This is a genomic window from Arthrobacter silviterrae, assembly GCF_011045165.1.
GTDB lineage: Bacteria > Actinomycetota > Actinomycetes > Actinomycetales > Micrococcaceae > Specibacter > Specibacter silviterrae.
Map to the genome: position 1 here is coordinate 1 of NZ_JAAKZI010000002.1, position 14,570 is coordinate 14,570.

Genomic DNA, 14,570 nt, shown 5'->3' on the forward strand with positions numbered 1-14,570 from the left:
CGGCTAGCCGTCGCGAGCCAAAACAGCCCCCCAAATTTCACCGCCCCCAGACCTTGACGTGACGCGGACAACACAGTTACGGTGATCGTATATGATTTCGTACCTGATAGCCGGAACTGCCGGGTTCCGCACGACAACCACCCAGGAGTGTCCCGTGGAACAAGTCACCGCAGCCACCTTCAAGCAGGCCGGCAAGGTTGTCGCAGTCCACGTGGCGTACCAGTCCAGGGCGGACCAGCGCGGACGCACCCCCGCCAAGCCGTCGTACTTCCTGAAGGCTTCGTCATCGCTGAGCCCCAGCGGTGCGGACATTGAGCGCCCGGCCGGCTGTGAACTCCTGGCCTATGAGGGCGAAATTGCCCTGGTCATCGGCACCGCGGCCCGGCGGGTCAGCCCCGGGGACGCGTGGCGGCACGTCGGCTACGTCACCGCCAGCAACGACCTGGGCGTGTACGACCTCAAGTACGCGGACAAGGGCTCCAACGTCCGCTCCAAGTCCGGCGACGGCTTCACCCCGTTCGGCCCGGCACTCATCCCGGCGGCCGACGTCGACCCCTCCTCCCTGCGCGTGCGCACCTGGCTCAACGGCGAACTTGTCCAGAGCGACACCTCGGCCGGCCTGATCTTCCCCTTCAGCCAGCTCGTGGCGGACCTCTCCCAGCTCATGACGCTGGAACCGGGCGACGTCATCCTCACCGGCACCCCCGCCGGGTCCTCCGTCGCCGTCCCCGGCGACGTCATCGAAGTCGAAGTCGACGACCCCGCGGCAGGGCTGTCCACGGGGCGGCTGCGCACCGCCGTCGTGCAGGGAAGCAGCGAACTGGCGGACTTCGGCAACCAGCCGAAGGCCACCGACACCGACCGCGTGGACGCCTGGGGTTCACCCGAAGCGGCCGGACTGGCACCAACGGGCCTCAGCGCGGAACTCAAGCGCAAGCTGACCAGCGTCGGCACCGCCACGCTCAGCGCCCAACTGCGCAAGCGCGGGCTCAACAACGTCAGCATCGACGGCCTCAAGTCCACCCGTCCCGAGCTGCGGATCGCCGGCACCGCCCGCACCCTGCGCTTCGTGCCCAACCGGGAGGACCTCTTCAAGACCCACGGCGGCGGCTTCAACGCCCAGAAACGCATCATCAATGACCTGCACGACGGCGACGTCCTGGTCATGGAGGCGCGCGGGGAGCCCGGCACCGGCACAGTCGGGGACATCCTGGCCCTGCGCGCGCAAATCAACGGCGCCGCAGCCATCGTGACCGATGGCGGCGTGCGCGACGTGGCCGCCGTGGCCGCCCTGGACATGCCCACCTTCTTCACCGGCGCCCACCCGGCCGTCCTGGGCCGCAGGCACATCCCGTGGGACACCGATCTGACCATCTCCTGCGGCGGCGCCACCGTCCAGCCCGGTGACATCATCGTCGGCGACGCGGACGGCCTGCTGGTGATCCCGCCGTCGTTGGCGGAGGAAGTCGCGGACGGCGCCATCGCCCAGGAACACGAGGAAACGTTCATCGCCGCGATGGTGGCCGAAGGCCACAGCGTGGAGGGCCTCTATCCCATGAACGCTGCATGGAAGGCGCAGTTTGCGCAGTGGGCGCAGACGCACCCGAACCCGGCGGCCCAGCCATGAGCAGCGAGGCCGGCACGGAGGCCGCCAGCAAGTCCGAGCGGGCCTATGCGGCCATCAAGGAAAAAATCCTTGGCGGCGAATACACGCCCGGCTACCGGCTGGTGCTGGCCAAGCTGGCCGGGGACCTCGGCTTCAGCGTGGTCCCCGTGCGGGAGGCCATCCGCCGGCTCGAGGCCGAAAATTTTGTCACCTTTGAACGCAACGTGGGCGCCACGGTGGCCGGGATTGACCCCACCGAATACCTCTACACGATGCAGACCCTCGGCATTGTCGAGGGTGCCGCCACGGCACTGTCCGCCCCTCTCATCACGCCGGCGGACATTGCCCGGGCCCGCGCCGTCAACGCCCAGATGCGGGAGAGCCTGGAGCACTTCGACCCCGTCCGCTTTACGGCGCTGAACCTGGAATTCCACAGCATCCTGTTTGAAAACTGCCCCAACCCGCACATCCTGGATCTGGTCCACCGCGGCTGGAACCGCCTGCAGGCCCTGCGCTCCTCCACCTTCAGCTACGTCCCAGGCCGCGCCAGCGATTCGGTCAACGAACACGAGGCGCTGCTGCAGCTCCTGGAAGCCGGTGCCGATGCGGACACCGTGGAACACGCCGCCCGCGCCCACCGGGCGGCCACCCTGAACGCCTACCTGGCGCGCAGCGGGCCCGAAAAACCAGCCCGGCCCCCGCTGGCAACCACCTACTAGAGGCACCCACCGAACACCTGAAGAAATGGACTTTTCCCATGGCTGAGCACTACCTTCCGGACAACCTGCCCTCCCACATCCAGCACTACATTGACGGAAGCTTCGTCGATTCCGCGGGCGGGGAGACCTTCGACGTGCTGGACCCGGTCTCCAACAGCAACTACGCCACGGCCGCCGCCGGTCAAAAGGCGGACATCGACCTCGCCGTGGCTGCCGCGACGAAGGCCTTCAACGAAGGCCCGTGGCCGCGCATGAAGCCGCGCGAACGCGCCCGTGTCCTGAACAGGATCGCCGACGCCGTCGAATCCCAGGAAGCCCGCCTGGCCGAGCTGGAGACCTTCGACTCCGGCCTGCCGATCACCCAGGCGCGCGGCCAGGCGCTGCGGGCGGCGGAGAACTTCCGCTTCTTCGCGGACTTGATCGTGGCCCAGTTCGACGACGCCATGAAGGTCCCGGGTGCCCAGATCAACTACGTCAACCGCAAGCCGATCGGCGTGGCCGGGCTCATCACCCCGTGGAACACCCCGTTCATGCTCGAGTCCTGGAAGCTGGCCCCCGCCCTGGCTTCCGGCTGCACCGTTGTCCTGAAGCCGGCCGAGTTCACCCCGCTTTCGGCCTCGCTCTGGGCCGGAATCTTCGAGGAAGCAGGCCTCCCCAGGGGCGTCTTCAACCTGGTCAACGGCCTGGGCGAGGATGCCGGCGACGCCCTGGTCAAGCACCCGGACGTGCCGCTAATCTCCTTCACGGGCGAAACCACCACGGGCCAGACCATCTTCCGCAACGCCGCCACGAGCCTGAAGGGCCTGTCCATGGAACTGGGCGGCAAGAGCCCCTGCGTGGTCTTCGCCGACGCCGACCTCGACGCCGCGATCGACTCCGCCCTGTTCGGCGTCTTCTCCCTCAACGGCGAACGGTGCACCGCCGGCTCCCGCATCCTGGTCGAGCGGAGCATCTACGACGAGTTCTGTGAAAAGTATGCCGCCCGGGCCAGGAACATTGTGGTGGGCGACCCCCACGACCCCCGCACGGAAGTGGGCGCGCTGGTCCACCCGGAGCACTACGCCAAGGTCATGTCCTACGTGGAAATCGGCAAGACCGAGGGCCGCCTGCTGGCCGGCGGCGGCCGCCCCGAGGGCCTGGAGACCGGCAACTACGTGGCACCCACCGTGTTCGCCGACGTCGCCCCTGAAGCGCGGATCTTCCAGGAGGAGATCTTCGGCCCCGTCGTGGCCATCACGCCTTTCGAGAACGACGGCGAGGCGCTGGCCCTGGCGAACGGCGTCAAGTACGGCCTGGCCGCCTATATCTGGACGCAGGACCTGACCCGCGCGCACAACTTCGCCCAGAACGTGGAGGCCGGCATGGTGTGGCTGAACAGCCACAATGTCCGCGACCTGCGCACCCCGTTCGGCGGGGTCAAGGCCTCGGGCCTGGGCCACGAGGGAGGCTTCCGCTCGATCGACTTCTACACCGACCAGCAGGCCGTCCACATCACGCTGGGCCCGGTCCACACCCCCAAATTCGGCGCCCCCGCCGCCCACTAGCCACCATGCTCAACGAGGAGTAACCCAATGACTGACTTCATCCCCACCCCAGCGCTTCCGGCCCCGGACATTGTCCGCAGCGCCTACATGGAACTGGTGGTCACCGACCTGGCCAAATCCCGCGCGTTTTACGTGGACGTGCTGGGCCTGCACGTCACCGAGGAGGATGAAAACACCATCTACCTCCGCTCGCTGGAGGAATTCATCCACCACAACCTGGTGCTCCGCAAAGGCCCCGTGGCCGCCGTCGCCGTGGCCGCGTTTCGGGTCAAGTCCCCGGCGGAGGTGGACGCCGCCGAGGCCTACTACCGGGAGCTGGGCTGCCGCACGGAACGCCGCAGGGACGGATTCGTCAAGGGCATCGGCGACGCCGTCCGCGTGGAGGACCCCCTGGGCTTCCCCTATGAATTCTTTTACGAGACCACCCACGTGGAGCGCCTGACCCGCCGCTATGATCTCTACAGCGCCGGCGAGCTGGTCCGCCTGGACCACTTCAACCAAGTCACCCCCGACGTCCCCAAGGGCCGCAAGTACCTCGAGGACCTGGGCTTCCGCGTCTCCGAGGACATCAAGGACTCCGACGGCGTCACCTACGCGGCCTGGATGCACCGCAAGCAGACCGTCCACGACACCGCCCTGACCGGCGGCGACGGACCCCGCATGCACCACCTAGCCTTCGCCACCCACGAAAAGGCCAACATCATCGCTATCTGCGACAAGATGGGCGCCCTGCGCATCTCCGACCGGATCGAACGCGGGCCCGGCCGCCACGGCGTGTCCAACGCCTTCTACCTGTACATCCTGGACCCCGACGACCACCGGATTGAGATCTACACCCAGGACTACTACACCGGCGACCCGGACAACCCCATCGTCACCTGGGACGTGCACGACAACCAGCGCCGCGACTGGTGGGGCAACCCCGTGGTCCCCTCCTGGTACACGGAGGCCTCCCTGGTCCTGGACCTCGACGGGAAGCCGCAGGCAGTAGTCAAGCGCACCGAATCCTCCGAAATGGCCGTCACCGTCGGCGCCGACGGCTTCTCCTACACCCGCGAGCCGGGCGAAGAGCGCGGCTTCAAAATGGGTTCGCAACTCTAACTCGCACCGAAGGGGACACACCATGCTTGATGATGAAACCATCGCTCGCATTGCCGACGAGCTTGTGGAGGCAGCCCGCAGCCGGGTGCCGGTGCCGCGGCTGACGGCCCGGTACCCGGAGATGACCGTGGAGGATTCCTACCGGGTGCAACAGCTGTGGAGGGACCGCGGCGAAGCGGCCGGGCGGGTGCTGGGAGGGCACAAGATCGGCCTGACGTCCAAGGCCATGCAGTACGCCACGGGCATCACGGAGCCGGACTACGGGGTCATCTTCAAGGACATGATCCTGGACAACGGCGCCACCGTGGAGTGGAAGCAGTATTCGCACCCGCGAATCGAGGTGGAGCTGGCGTTCCTGCTCAAGAAGGACATCAGCGGCCCGGACGCCACGCTCTTCGACGTCCTGCGCGCCACCGAATACGTGGTGCCGGCACTGGAAATCCTGGACTCCCGCATTGAGATGGAGGGCCGCACCATTGTGGACACCATCAGCGACAACGCGGCCATGGGCGCCATGGTGGTGGGAGGCACCCCGGTGCGCCCGGACGACGTCGACCTGCGCTGGGTGGCTGCCATCCTGTTCAAGAACGAAACCATCGAGGAGACCGGCGTGGCCGCCGGCGTGCTGAACCACCCGGCACAGGGCGTGTCCTGGCTGGCCAACAAGATCGCCCCCCACGGCGATTCACTCAGGGCCGGGGAACTGATCCTCGCGGGCTCCTTCACCCGCCCCCTGTGGGTCAATGCAGGGGACACCGTTTTTGCCGACTACGGAAAGCTGGGGACCATCACATGCCACTTCAAGTAACTCCCGACCCGTCACTGAAGGACGCCCTCGCCGCCGCCACCCGACCGCTGGTTGGCATGTGGGTGTGCTCCGGCAGCGCCCTCATGGCCGAGATTTGCGCGGGGGCGGGACTGGATGCGGTGCTGATCGACGGCGAGCACAGCCCCAACGGGCTTGAGGGAATCCTGGCCCAGCTCCAGGCCGTGCGCAGCTATCCCGTCACGGCCGTGGTGCGCCCGCCCGCCAACGACACAGTGCTGATCAAGCAGTACTTGGATCTGGGTGTGCAGTCCCTCCTCATCCCCATGGTCCACACGGTTGCCGAGGCGGAGGCGGCCGTCTCCGCCGTCCACTACCCTCCGCGCGGTGTCAGGGGCGTGGGATCCGCGCTGGCACGGTCCTCGCGCTGGAACCGCATCCCCGGCTACGTGGCAGGGGCATCGGAGACCATCACCGTGATGGTGCAGATTGAATCCGCCCAGGCCGTTGAAAACGTGGAAGAGATCCTTGCCGTGGACGGCATCGACGCCATCTTCCTGGGCCCCGCGGACCTCGCCGCGTCCAAGGGCCTGCTGGGACAGCAGGAACACCCCGACATCGTGGCCGCCGTCGAGCACTGCATTGCCGCGGCCAAGGCGGCCGGCAAGCCGGTGGGCGTCAACGCCTTTGCCGAGGCCACGGCCCGGCACTACATGGAGGCCGGCGTGGACTTCGTCCTGGTCGGCGCGGACGTTGCCCTGCTGGCACGCGGGAGTGAAGGCCTCGCCGCCCGCTACGTCCCGGCCACGGGCACCGGACCCATGGCCAGCTACTGAGAGTCAGGCCCTGGTTTCGACAAGCTCAACCACCGGCGGCAGGCCCAACCACCGGTGTCAGACGCGCGCGCCCGAGTGGATCCGCGCGAAGTACTCGCCCAGCTCCGCCGTGGCAGTGAGCGGCAGGATGTTCGCCACGTACTGGTCCGGGCGGACGACGACGACGACGCCGTCGCGGCTGAGCCCGCGGGCGTCAAAGATGTCCTCGCCCGGGACTGTCCCGTAAACCTTTTCATAGTCGACCAGCCCGAACGGCCCCACCAGCGGCTTGAAGACTTCCGGAACCTTGTTGATGTCAATGTCTTCATGCGGCTGCTGGTAGATGACCTTCACGTCAAACCAGGCGTCGGCGTCGAGCCCGTTCGGCGTGGCCGCGAGCGGTGAGTCCGGCGAGCCGGAGAGCCACTCTGCGAGGTCCGCCACGGGCCCGGGATCACCGGCCGGGGCCGGGTCGGCGAAGACGTAGATGCGCCAGCGGCCGTCCGCCGTGGCATGGTGGCCCAGGTGGATCGGGTTCGTGTCGCAGACGCGGGAGGCCATGGCGGACTTGAAGCGCTTGCCCAGCGGGAAGCCGGCGGCAAGGCCCTGGTGGGTGGCGGCGCCAGTGATCAGCGACGGCGCATACTCGGTCATGAAGCCTGCAGGGAACTCCGCGGTGCGCACGTAGAAGTCCTCGAGTTCGGCGGGGTCCTCAAATTCCTCCGGCTTCTTGGCCATCATGGTGGACCAGGTCCTGTCGAAGTCGATGAGGTTCCTGGCCACCACCTGGCGCTCGGCCGAGTAGGTGGACAGCAGGGACTCGGGGCTGCGGCCCTCCAGGACGTGGCCCAGTTTCCAGGCGATGTTGAAGCCGTCCTGGAGTGAAACGTTCATGCCCTGCCCGGCCTTGGCGCTGTGGGTGTGGCAGGCGTCGCCGGTGATGAAGACGCGGGGCGTGCGGAGGCCCACCTGGCCGGGGACGACGTCGTCGAACCTGTTGGTGAGGCGGTGGCCCACCTCGTACACGCTGTGCCAGGCAACGTTGCGCACATCCAGGGTGTAGGGGTGGAGGATCCGGTTGGCGTTGGCGATGATCTGGTCCATGGAGGTGTTGCGGACGGCTCCGTTGTCATTTTCCGGGACCACGCCCAGGTCCACGTACATGCGGAAGAGGTGCCCGCCCTCGCGCGGGATCAGCAGGATGGAGCCGCCGTCGTGCGACTGGATGGCGCACTTGGTGCGGATGTCGGGGAAGTCGGTGCGGGCCAGGACGTCCATGACGCCCCAGGCGTGGTTGGCCTTGTCGCCGGCCATGGTGCAGCCGATCGCGTCGCGGACCTTGCTGCGGGCGCCGTCGCAACCCACCACGTACTTGGCGCGGATGGTGCGCTCCGCGCCTTGATCGGGGCCGGCGCTGCGGACCAGGGAGACCGTGACTGGATGGTCGCCGTCGTCAGCCACCTCCAGGGTCTGGAATTCCCAGCCATAGTCGGGGACCAGCCGGGTGGGCGCATGGGCCGCGACCTCGGCAAAGTAGTCCAGGACGCGCGCCTGGTTGACGATGAGGTGGGGGAATTCGCTGATGCCGGTGGTGTCGTCCACGGCACGGCCGCCGCGGACAATGTTGTGCGGATTATTGGTGTCGGGGCGCCAGAATGCCATCTCGGTGATCCGGTAGGCCTCGGCAATGATCCGCTCGGCAAAGCCAAAGGCCTGGAACGTTTCCACGCTCCGGGCCTGGATGCCGTCCGCCTGGCCGATCACCAGGCGGCCGTCGCGGCGCTCGATGATGCGGGTGGTGATGTCCGGGAACTGGGCAAGCTGGGCCGCCGCGAGCATGCCTGCAGGTCCCGATCCGACGATCAGCACGTCCACCTCGTCCGGAAGCTCGGCGGGGCGGCCGATCCCCGTCCCTGCCGCGGCCTGGATGCGCGGGTCACCGGAAACGTATCCGTGGTGGTGAAACTGCACGGCACACTCCTTTCGTCTGTGTGGGCGGCGCGTTCACCACCGCTAATTAACTATTCGTTATTTGAACACCTAGTTCTAATAACGCACACTAAGCCTAATTGTGTGCGCCAGCTCACGCAAGGGACGGGGGCGCGGCCGGCGGCGGATGCCGAGACGGACATTCGATCCTGCTAATTCAGGCTCAATTCGCCGTTTCGGCATCCTGGGCGGAAACGGAGATTCCCGTTCCCCGGAAGCTCCCAGACGGGCACGGGAGAATTCAGGCATGCTAGAGGAATATTCCAGGGAAAGACTTGTGCCCGAAACCGCGCGGCCGGCAGCCGTCCGCAGCGTGGTGTCCAAGGTTCCGGAGGTCACGGCGCTCTTCTGGATCATCAAGGTGCTGACCACCGGCATGGGCGAAACCACCAGCGACTACCTGGCCCACACCCTCGATCCCGTCATTGCCGTGGGCATCGGAGCGGCCTGTTTCGCCGCAGCCCTGGTGCTGCAATTTGCCGTGAAGCGCCACATTCCCTGGGTGTATTGGCTGGCCGTGGCCATGGTCAGCGTCTTCGGCACCATGGCGGCGGACGTGCTGCACGTGGGCCTGGGCATTCCCTACGTGGCCTCCTCCATTTTCTACGCCGCGGTGCTGGCCGCCGTGTTCATCCTGTGGCAGCGAACGGAAAAGACGCTGTCCATCCACAGCATCCATACGCCCCGGCGCGAACTGTTCTATTGGGCCGCCGTCCTGGCCACCTTTGCCCTGGGGACGGCGGCGGGCGACCTCACGGCCGTCACCCTGAAGCTTGGCTACCTGGGCTCCGGCGTGCTGTTTGCCGCGGCCATTGCCGTCCCGGCCCTGGCCTATTGGAAGTTCGGGCTCAAGGCGATCCCCGCATTCTGGGCCGCCTACGTGATCACGCGCCCCCTGGGGGCGTCATTCGCCGACTGGATGGGCGTCTCCCACGCACGCGGCGGCCTGGACTGGGGCACCGGCACGGTGAGCATCGGCTGGGCCGTGGCCATCGCCGCGCTGGTGGCGGTGCTGGCCCTGCGGCAGCGCAAACAGGCCACTCCCAGGGTCTCGGCCTAGCCAACGCCGTAGCCAACGGCCCTAGCAAACGGCCCTAGCCAAGGCCCTACGGCATCCGCCCGGCAAACCCCATCGCCACCTCCAAAAGCTGCGGCACGCCCTGCTCCAGCACGGCACCGAGCCCCTGCCCGCCGTCGTCGCGCTCGCCCCGCTGCCACCGTGTGTAGATGGCCTCGCTGAAAATGGCGGCCTTCCACAGCGCCAGCACCTGGTACCAGGGCAGGGCGGAGAGGTCCAGGCCATAATGCTGGTTGTACCGCAGCGCCAGCTCATCCCGCGTGGGGTAGCCGGGCTGGGCCGTGACGGAAGTCAGCTCCATGAACGTCCCGGGCGAGCCGGCCTGCGCGTACGTCGCAGTCAGGTAGCCCAGGTCCGCGAGAGGGTCCCCCAGCGTGGCCATTTCCCAGTCCAGCACCGCCTGTATCCGGGCAGGTCCGGACTTGGCAAACATGAGGTTCCCGATCCTGTAGTCGCCGTGGATCAGGGCGGTGCGCTGCGTGTCCGGCCGGTTCGCCTCGAGCCATTCGGCCAGCTCACCCACCCGGGGCAGCGGACGCGTGGCACCCAGCTCCCACAGCCCGGCGAAGCGCTTCACCTGGCGTTGCAGGTAGCCGTCAGGGCGCCCAATGTCCGCAACGGCCCCATGGGAAATGTCCACCGAATGCAGCCGCACCAGCATGTCCGCCGCGGCCTCGCCGGTGGCACGCCGCTGCGCAGGGGCGTCCAGGTGGGCCGGGATGCTGTCGGTGACCACCACGCCGTCGAGGAACTTCATGACGTAAAACGGCACGCCCAGCACATTGGGATCCGCGCAGACGGCCAGAATCTTCGGCACCGGCACCCCCAGCGGCGCCAGGACGTGCTGGATCCGTGCCTCGCGGACCATGTCGTGCGTGGACGGGGGCAGCGGCGGGCGCGGACCGCGCCGAAGCACGACGTCGGCCCCCTTGCGCCTGATCCGGAAGCTCACGTTGGACTGTCCCCCGCCAATGCGGTGCCAGTGCAGAGGACCGGTCCCGATGCCTGACGCATCGAGGAATTCCTCGGCCCGGTCCACAATCAACAGCGGCGGAATCTCCAGCGCGTCCGCCTCGGCCTGGGTCCTAACCACGTCCACCATGCCATCCATCAGCGTTCCCCTTCGTGCAGCTGGGCCGTGCCCAGAAACGGTTCCCCGGCGTCCACGGCGCGGCGCCGTGCCGAGGCCGCCCGGCGGGCAATGGCCCATTTGTGGGTTTCCGTGGAGCCGTCATAGATCCGGAACGGGCGAACCTCGTTCAGGTACTGGGCCAGCGGCAGCCCGTCGGAAACTCCGTCGCCGCCGCACAGCTGCACGGCGCGGTCAATGACCCGGTAGACGGCTTCTGAGCAGTGCACCTTGGCCACGGAGGACAGCGCCGAGCCGGCCTTCGCATCCACGCCCAGCAGGGCTGCGCACTTGCCGATGATCGCATCCGAGGTTTCGATGTCCAGCTCCGACTGCGCAATCATTTCCTGCGCGATGCCCAGTTGCGAGATGTGCGCGCCAAAGATTTCGCGGGTGTTGGCCCGGTCCAGGGCAATGTCCTGGGCGCGGCGGGCCAGCCCCAGCCAGCGCATGCAGTGCGTGAGCCGGGCCGGGCCCAGGCGGAGCTGTGCGTATTTGAAGCCGAGGCCCGCCTCGCCGAGGACGGCGGTATCAGGCACGCGGACGTCGTCGAACATCACATGCGGGTGGCCGCCGGGCAGGTACTTGTCCATGGTGTGGATGGGCGTGCCCAGCCGGACCCCGGGCGTGTTCATCGGCACCAGAAACATGGTGGCGCCGGCCGGTGCGGCGCCCGCGGCCCCCGCGCCCGCGGCCCCCGCAGCGCCGGCGCCGTCGGCAGCGGTCCGGGCCATGACGATGGCAAACGCGGCAAAGGTGGCCCCGCTGGTGAAGCGCTTGTGCCCGTTGATGACCCACCCCCGGCCGCTGCGGACCGCCGCAGTGGTCAGTGCTTCAGGGTCGGAGCCGGCGCCGGGATGGGGCTCGGACATGGCAAAGCAGGAGGTGGTTTCCCCGGCGGCCAGAGGGGCCAGGAAGTCGCGCTTCTGCTGCGCCGTGCCGATCAGCGCCAGCATGTGCATGTTCCCCTCATCCGGCGCCATGCAATTGAGCACGGCGGGGCCGATCGGGGAATAGCCTGCCTCCTGAAACACCGGGGACCAGTGCTGCACGGCCAGCCCCTGCCCGCCATATTCCTTGGCAACGTGCGGGGCGTAGACGCCGGCCGCCTTGGCCGCCTCCCCGAGTTCGCGCCGGACGGCCAGGTTCAGCGCCTGGCCGGGGCGCGGTTCCGCGGCCATCACGGTGCCGCGGATGAAGTCCCGGGTGCGCAGGCGCAGCTCCTCAACCTCGGCCGGATAAAGACCGTGCGGAACGGATGTGGTCACTGTGTGCTCCTGGTTGCAAGGGGTGGAAAGGGTCAGCCGAGTCCGCCGGCATTGAGCAGGCCGCCGTCGAGCACCAGCACCTGGCCGGTGACCCAGGAGGCGTCGGCGGAGGCGAGGAAGCAGACCGCGGCGGCGACGTCGTCGGGCGTGCCCAGGCGCTGGAGGGGGTAGGCGGCGGCCACCTCGGCCTCGCGCCCCTCATACAGCGCGCGGGCAAACTGGGTCTTGACCACGGCCGGGGCCACGGCGTTGACCCGGATTTCCGGTGCCAGCTCCACGGCGAGGGTGCGCGTGAGGTGGGCCACGGCGGCCTTGCTGATCCCGTAAAGCCCGATCCCCGGCGCCGGCACCTCCCCGCTGATGGAAGACAGGTTCACCACGTTGCCGCGCCGGGCCCGGAAGTCCAGCCCGGCATGCACCAGCACGGCCTGGGTCCAGGCAAGCGTGGCGAGGACGTTCACGTCGAAGATTTTGCGCGCAGCGGCCAGGTCCACGGTCTCCAAGGGCCCGTAGGCCGGGTTGATGCCTGCGTTGTTGACCAGGATGTCCAGCCCGCCAAATTCACGCACGACGGCGTCCAGCACCTCCGCGCGGTGGCTTGGGTCATCCGCGTGCCCCTCCAGGGCCAGGGAGCCCGGCCCGAGGGAGGCGAGCGCCCCTTCCAGCGGTTCGGGGTGGCGGGCGGTGATGCACACCCGGGCCCCGCCTGCCGCCAGGCGCTGGGCGATGGCCAGCCCTATCCCCCGGCTGGCGCCCGTCACGATGGCGGTTTTGCCTGTAAAGCTGCGCGTTGCGGCTTCCTCGCCCATGCTGCCCCCTCCGTCGGCTGCCGGCGGCCAGCCGGTACTTGCCAGCATGGTGCGCTTCGCGGCAGCGGTCAAGGGGCGGGTCAAGGGGCGGGCCAAGGGGCGGGCGTTCAGGGAGGGACAAGGGGCGGGCGTTCAGCCCTTGTCGCGCAGGGCGTTGCGGTGCGCGATTGCCGCGACGGCCGAGACGTGCAGCTGTTCGGGTGTGCGGCCGTCGCGGTTGAAGGGCGGGAGGAGTTCGGTTCGCAGCTCTTCCTCGAGACCGGCAACGCTGTCCAAGTCCTGAACCACACAAAAGGATGTGCCCAGGTTGCTGACCATCCAGGCACTGAGCAGTTCCTCGTCTGGATCGGTCAGCCTCGGGTGGGCGGATCTTCCGTGCCACTGGGCCTGAAGTCCCAGAACGGCCGCCAGGGAACGGCGGAACGTGGACTTGGACGTTTGCACGTCGTGGTGCTTGGCCCGGCTCCGCAAATTCGTCGCCTTGCCCACGTACAGCAGGTCACCACGCTTCAACGGCTTCAATTCAGCGGGCCATTCCACGTTCTTGGGCAGCCCGCCCGTCAGGTAACACTTGTAGAGGCCGGGAGCAAAGGGCATCGCCGACCACGCAGTTTTGGCAGGGGCGGTGGCTGTCCATTTGAGTTCTTTCATGGCCCTGACTTTACGTCACCGGCACAGCAACCCCTTGCCCCGGCGGCCGGGGCAACCCCTTGCTCCGGCGGCCGGGCCCCCAATGCTTTAGCGGGGCCGGGCCGCCGGGGCGGCCGGGCTACGCCTCGATAAGCTCGTCGTCGTCCTCGAACTCCACGGCGGCAATGATTTCCTCGGTCTCCGGGTTGATCATGAACGCCTCGTCGTCCTCTTCAATCATGGCGAAGTCGCCGTGGTCAGTGGTGAAGTGCCAGGCCAGGATGGTGCGGCCGTCAAACTCAAAGTTGGGGTCGCCCATGGTGATCTTTTCGAGCTTGTAGCCGGCCATCGCGCAGAGTTCACGGATGATGAGCTCAAACTCGGGTGCGTCCTCGGCCGCCTCGGCCTGGCGCTCCCCCAGGTTCGGGACCTGGGCCACGCGGGCCGAGATGTGCTCTTCCAGTTCCGCTTCGCTGAGCACCAGCAGGCCTTCCTGGCCCCGGAGCCACGCTGCGTTCAGGCCCGTCACGTCCTCGGTTTCGAGCAGTTCCTCAAATTCGCCGTCCAAGGCTTCGATGGCGTCGACGTCCCCGGAGCGGCCGCCCACCTCGTCGAGGTCGCCGTCGAGGTAGGTCTCGGCGTCGTCCTCGGAGAGCGAATCGAAGAGCTCGGCGGTGCGGTTGAAGAGTTCCAGGTGCCGCGTGGCTCCCATGGCTTCCAGGCCCTCGCGGATGTAGACGTCCAGTTCAGAGCGGTCCGGGGACATGAAGACATACTGGGCAAAGCCGCCGTCGAGCGCCTGAGCCAGGTAAAAGTCCACGAAGTAGCTGCGGAGCGCGTTGGGGGCGATTTCCTCGGAATTGAGCAGCGCACGGTACATGGCGTTCACCACGGACACATTGTCGCCAACAACGTCTTCGTTGCTGGCGGCAGCGCCCTCGGTGGTCAGGATGACGGGGAATTGGGTGCTGGTCATGGTAATTCCTCACTGCTGTGGGCCGGTGGTGCTGCTTACGCCTTCACGCTACGTCGCAGCAGTGTCCCGTTTGCCGGCCTGGACATGAACGTCCGGCGAAGATTGGGCAACCAGCGCCCCCTGCCGCAGAGCCCCGCGGA

The 14,570-nt window shown here is 67.7% G+C and carries 13 protein-coding genes; 7 read left to right on the forward strand and 6 right to left on the reverse strand.

From position 1 onward, the window contains the following. The first annotated feature begins 154 nt into the window (after positions 1-154). The 6 genes from G6N77_RS01425 to G6N77_RS01450 are packed head-to-tail and all read left to right on the forward strand — an operon-like array spanning position 155 to position 6,572. Positions 155-1,627, forward strand: a complete 1,473-nt coding sequence (locus G6N77_RS01425; RefSeq protein ID WP_306987258.1) for a fumarylacetoacetate hydrolase family protein — start codon at positions 155-157, stop codon at positions 1,625-1,627. Beyond that, positions 1,624-2,325 carry a GntR family transcriptional regulator gene (locus G6N77_RS01430; RefSeq protein WP_165180461.1) on the forward strand — a complete coding sequence of 234 codons (702 nt, stop codon included), beginning with the start codon at positions 1,624-1,626 and terminating at the stop codon, positions 2,323-2,325. Before G6N77_RS01425 ends, G6N77_RS01430 begins: the two co-directional genes overlap by 4 nt. Positions 2,326-2,363: 38 nt before the next feature. Continuing rightward, positions 2,364-3,869: a 5-carboxymethyl-2-hydroxymuconate semialdehyde dehydrogenase gene (hpaE, locus tag G6N77_RS01435; RefSeq protein ID WP_165180238.1), complete on the forward strand. Its 1,506-nt coding sequence runs from the start codon at positions 2,364-2,366 to the stop codon at positions 3,867-3,869. Between the two features lie 27 nt (positions 3,870-3,896). Further along, positions 3,897-4,970 (forward strand): 3,4-dihydroxyphenylacetate 2,3-dioxygenase, encoded by a 1,074-nt coding sequence (hpaD, locus tag G6N77_RS01440; protein WP_165180239.1) that lies wholly within the window; start codon positions 3,897-3,899, stop codon positions 4,968-4,970. Between the two features lie 22 nt (positions 4,971-4,992). Continuing rightward, complete coding sequence (hpaH, locus tag G6N77_RS01445; RefSeq protein WP_165180240.1) at positions 4,993-5,778, forward strand: 2-oxo-hept-4-ene-1,7-dioate hydratase; 786 nt, start codon at positions 4,993-4,995, stop codon at positions 5,776-5,778. Next, on the forward strand, positions 5,763-6,572 hold the full coding sequence (locus G6N77_RS01450) for an HpcH/HpaI aldolase family protein (protein WP_205677896.1): 810 nt from the start codon (positions 5,763-5,765) through the stop codon (positions 6,570-6,572). Before hpaH ends, G6N77_RS01450 begins: the two co-directional genes overlap by 16 nt. Before the next feature lie 57 nt (positions 6,573-6,629). Here the strand turns inward: G6N77_RS01450 and G6N77_RS01455 are convergent, their stop codons facing one another. Then, positions 6,630-8,522 carry an FAD-binding monooxygenase gene (locus tag G6N77_RS01455; protein WP_165180241.1) on the reverse strand — a complete coding sequence of 631 codons (1,893 nt, stop codon included), beginning with the start codon at positions 8,520-8,522 and terminating at the stop codon, positions 6,630-6,632. A gap of 295 nt (positions 8,523-8,817) precedes the next feature. Between G6N77_RS01455 and G6N77_RS01460 the strand changes: the two genes are divergently transcribed. Further along, complete coding sequence (locus G6N77_RS01460; protein ID WP_306987256.1) at positions 8,818-9,600, forward strand: COG4705 family protein; 783 nt, start codon at positions 8,818-8,820, stop codon at positions 9,598-9,600. Between the two features lie 46 nt (positions 9,601-9,646). On the opposite strand, the gene G6N77_RS01465 is transcribed toward G6N77_RS01460, so the two are convergent. From G6N77_RS01465 to G6N77_RS01485, 5 genes are all read right to left on the reverse strand, one after another. Next, entirely contained in the window at positions 9,647-10,729 is a 1,083-nt protein-coding gene (locus G6N77_RS01465) for a phosphotransferase family protein (RefSeq protein ID WP_240901593.1), read from the reverse strand. Then, positions 10,729-12,015, reverse strand: coding sequence for an acyl-CoA dehydrogenase family protein (locus G6N77_RS01470; protein ID WP_306987255.1), 1,287 nt, complete (start codon positions 12,013-12,015; stop codon positions 10,729-10,731). The genes G6N77_RS01465 and G6N77_RS01470 overlap by 1 nt, the downstream gene beginning before the upstream one ends. A 32-nt stretch (positions 12,016-12,047) precedes the next feature. After that, positions 12,048-12,908 carry an SDR family oxidoreductase gene (locus G6N77_RS01475; protein ID WP_370875230.1) on the reverse strand — a complete coding sequence of 287 codons (861 nt, stop codon included), beginning with the start codon at positions 12,906-12,908 and terminating at the stop codon, positions 12,048-12,050. Between the two features lie 48 nt (positions 12,909-12,956). Then, positions 12,957-13,475, reverse strand: coding sequence for a GIY-YIG nuclease family protein (locus G6N77_RS01480; RefSeq protein ID WP_165180243.1), 519 nt, complete (start codon positions 13,473-13,475; stop codon positions 12,957-12,959). A gap of 118 nt (positions 13,476-13,593) precedes the next feature. After that, positions 13,594-14,430, reverse strand: coding sequence for a DMP19 family protein (locus tag G6N77_RS01485; protein WP_165180244.1), 837 nt, complete (start codon positions 14,428-14,430; stop codon positions 13,594-13,596). Positions 14,431-14,570 lie beyond the last annotated feature (140 nt).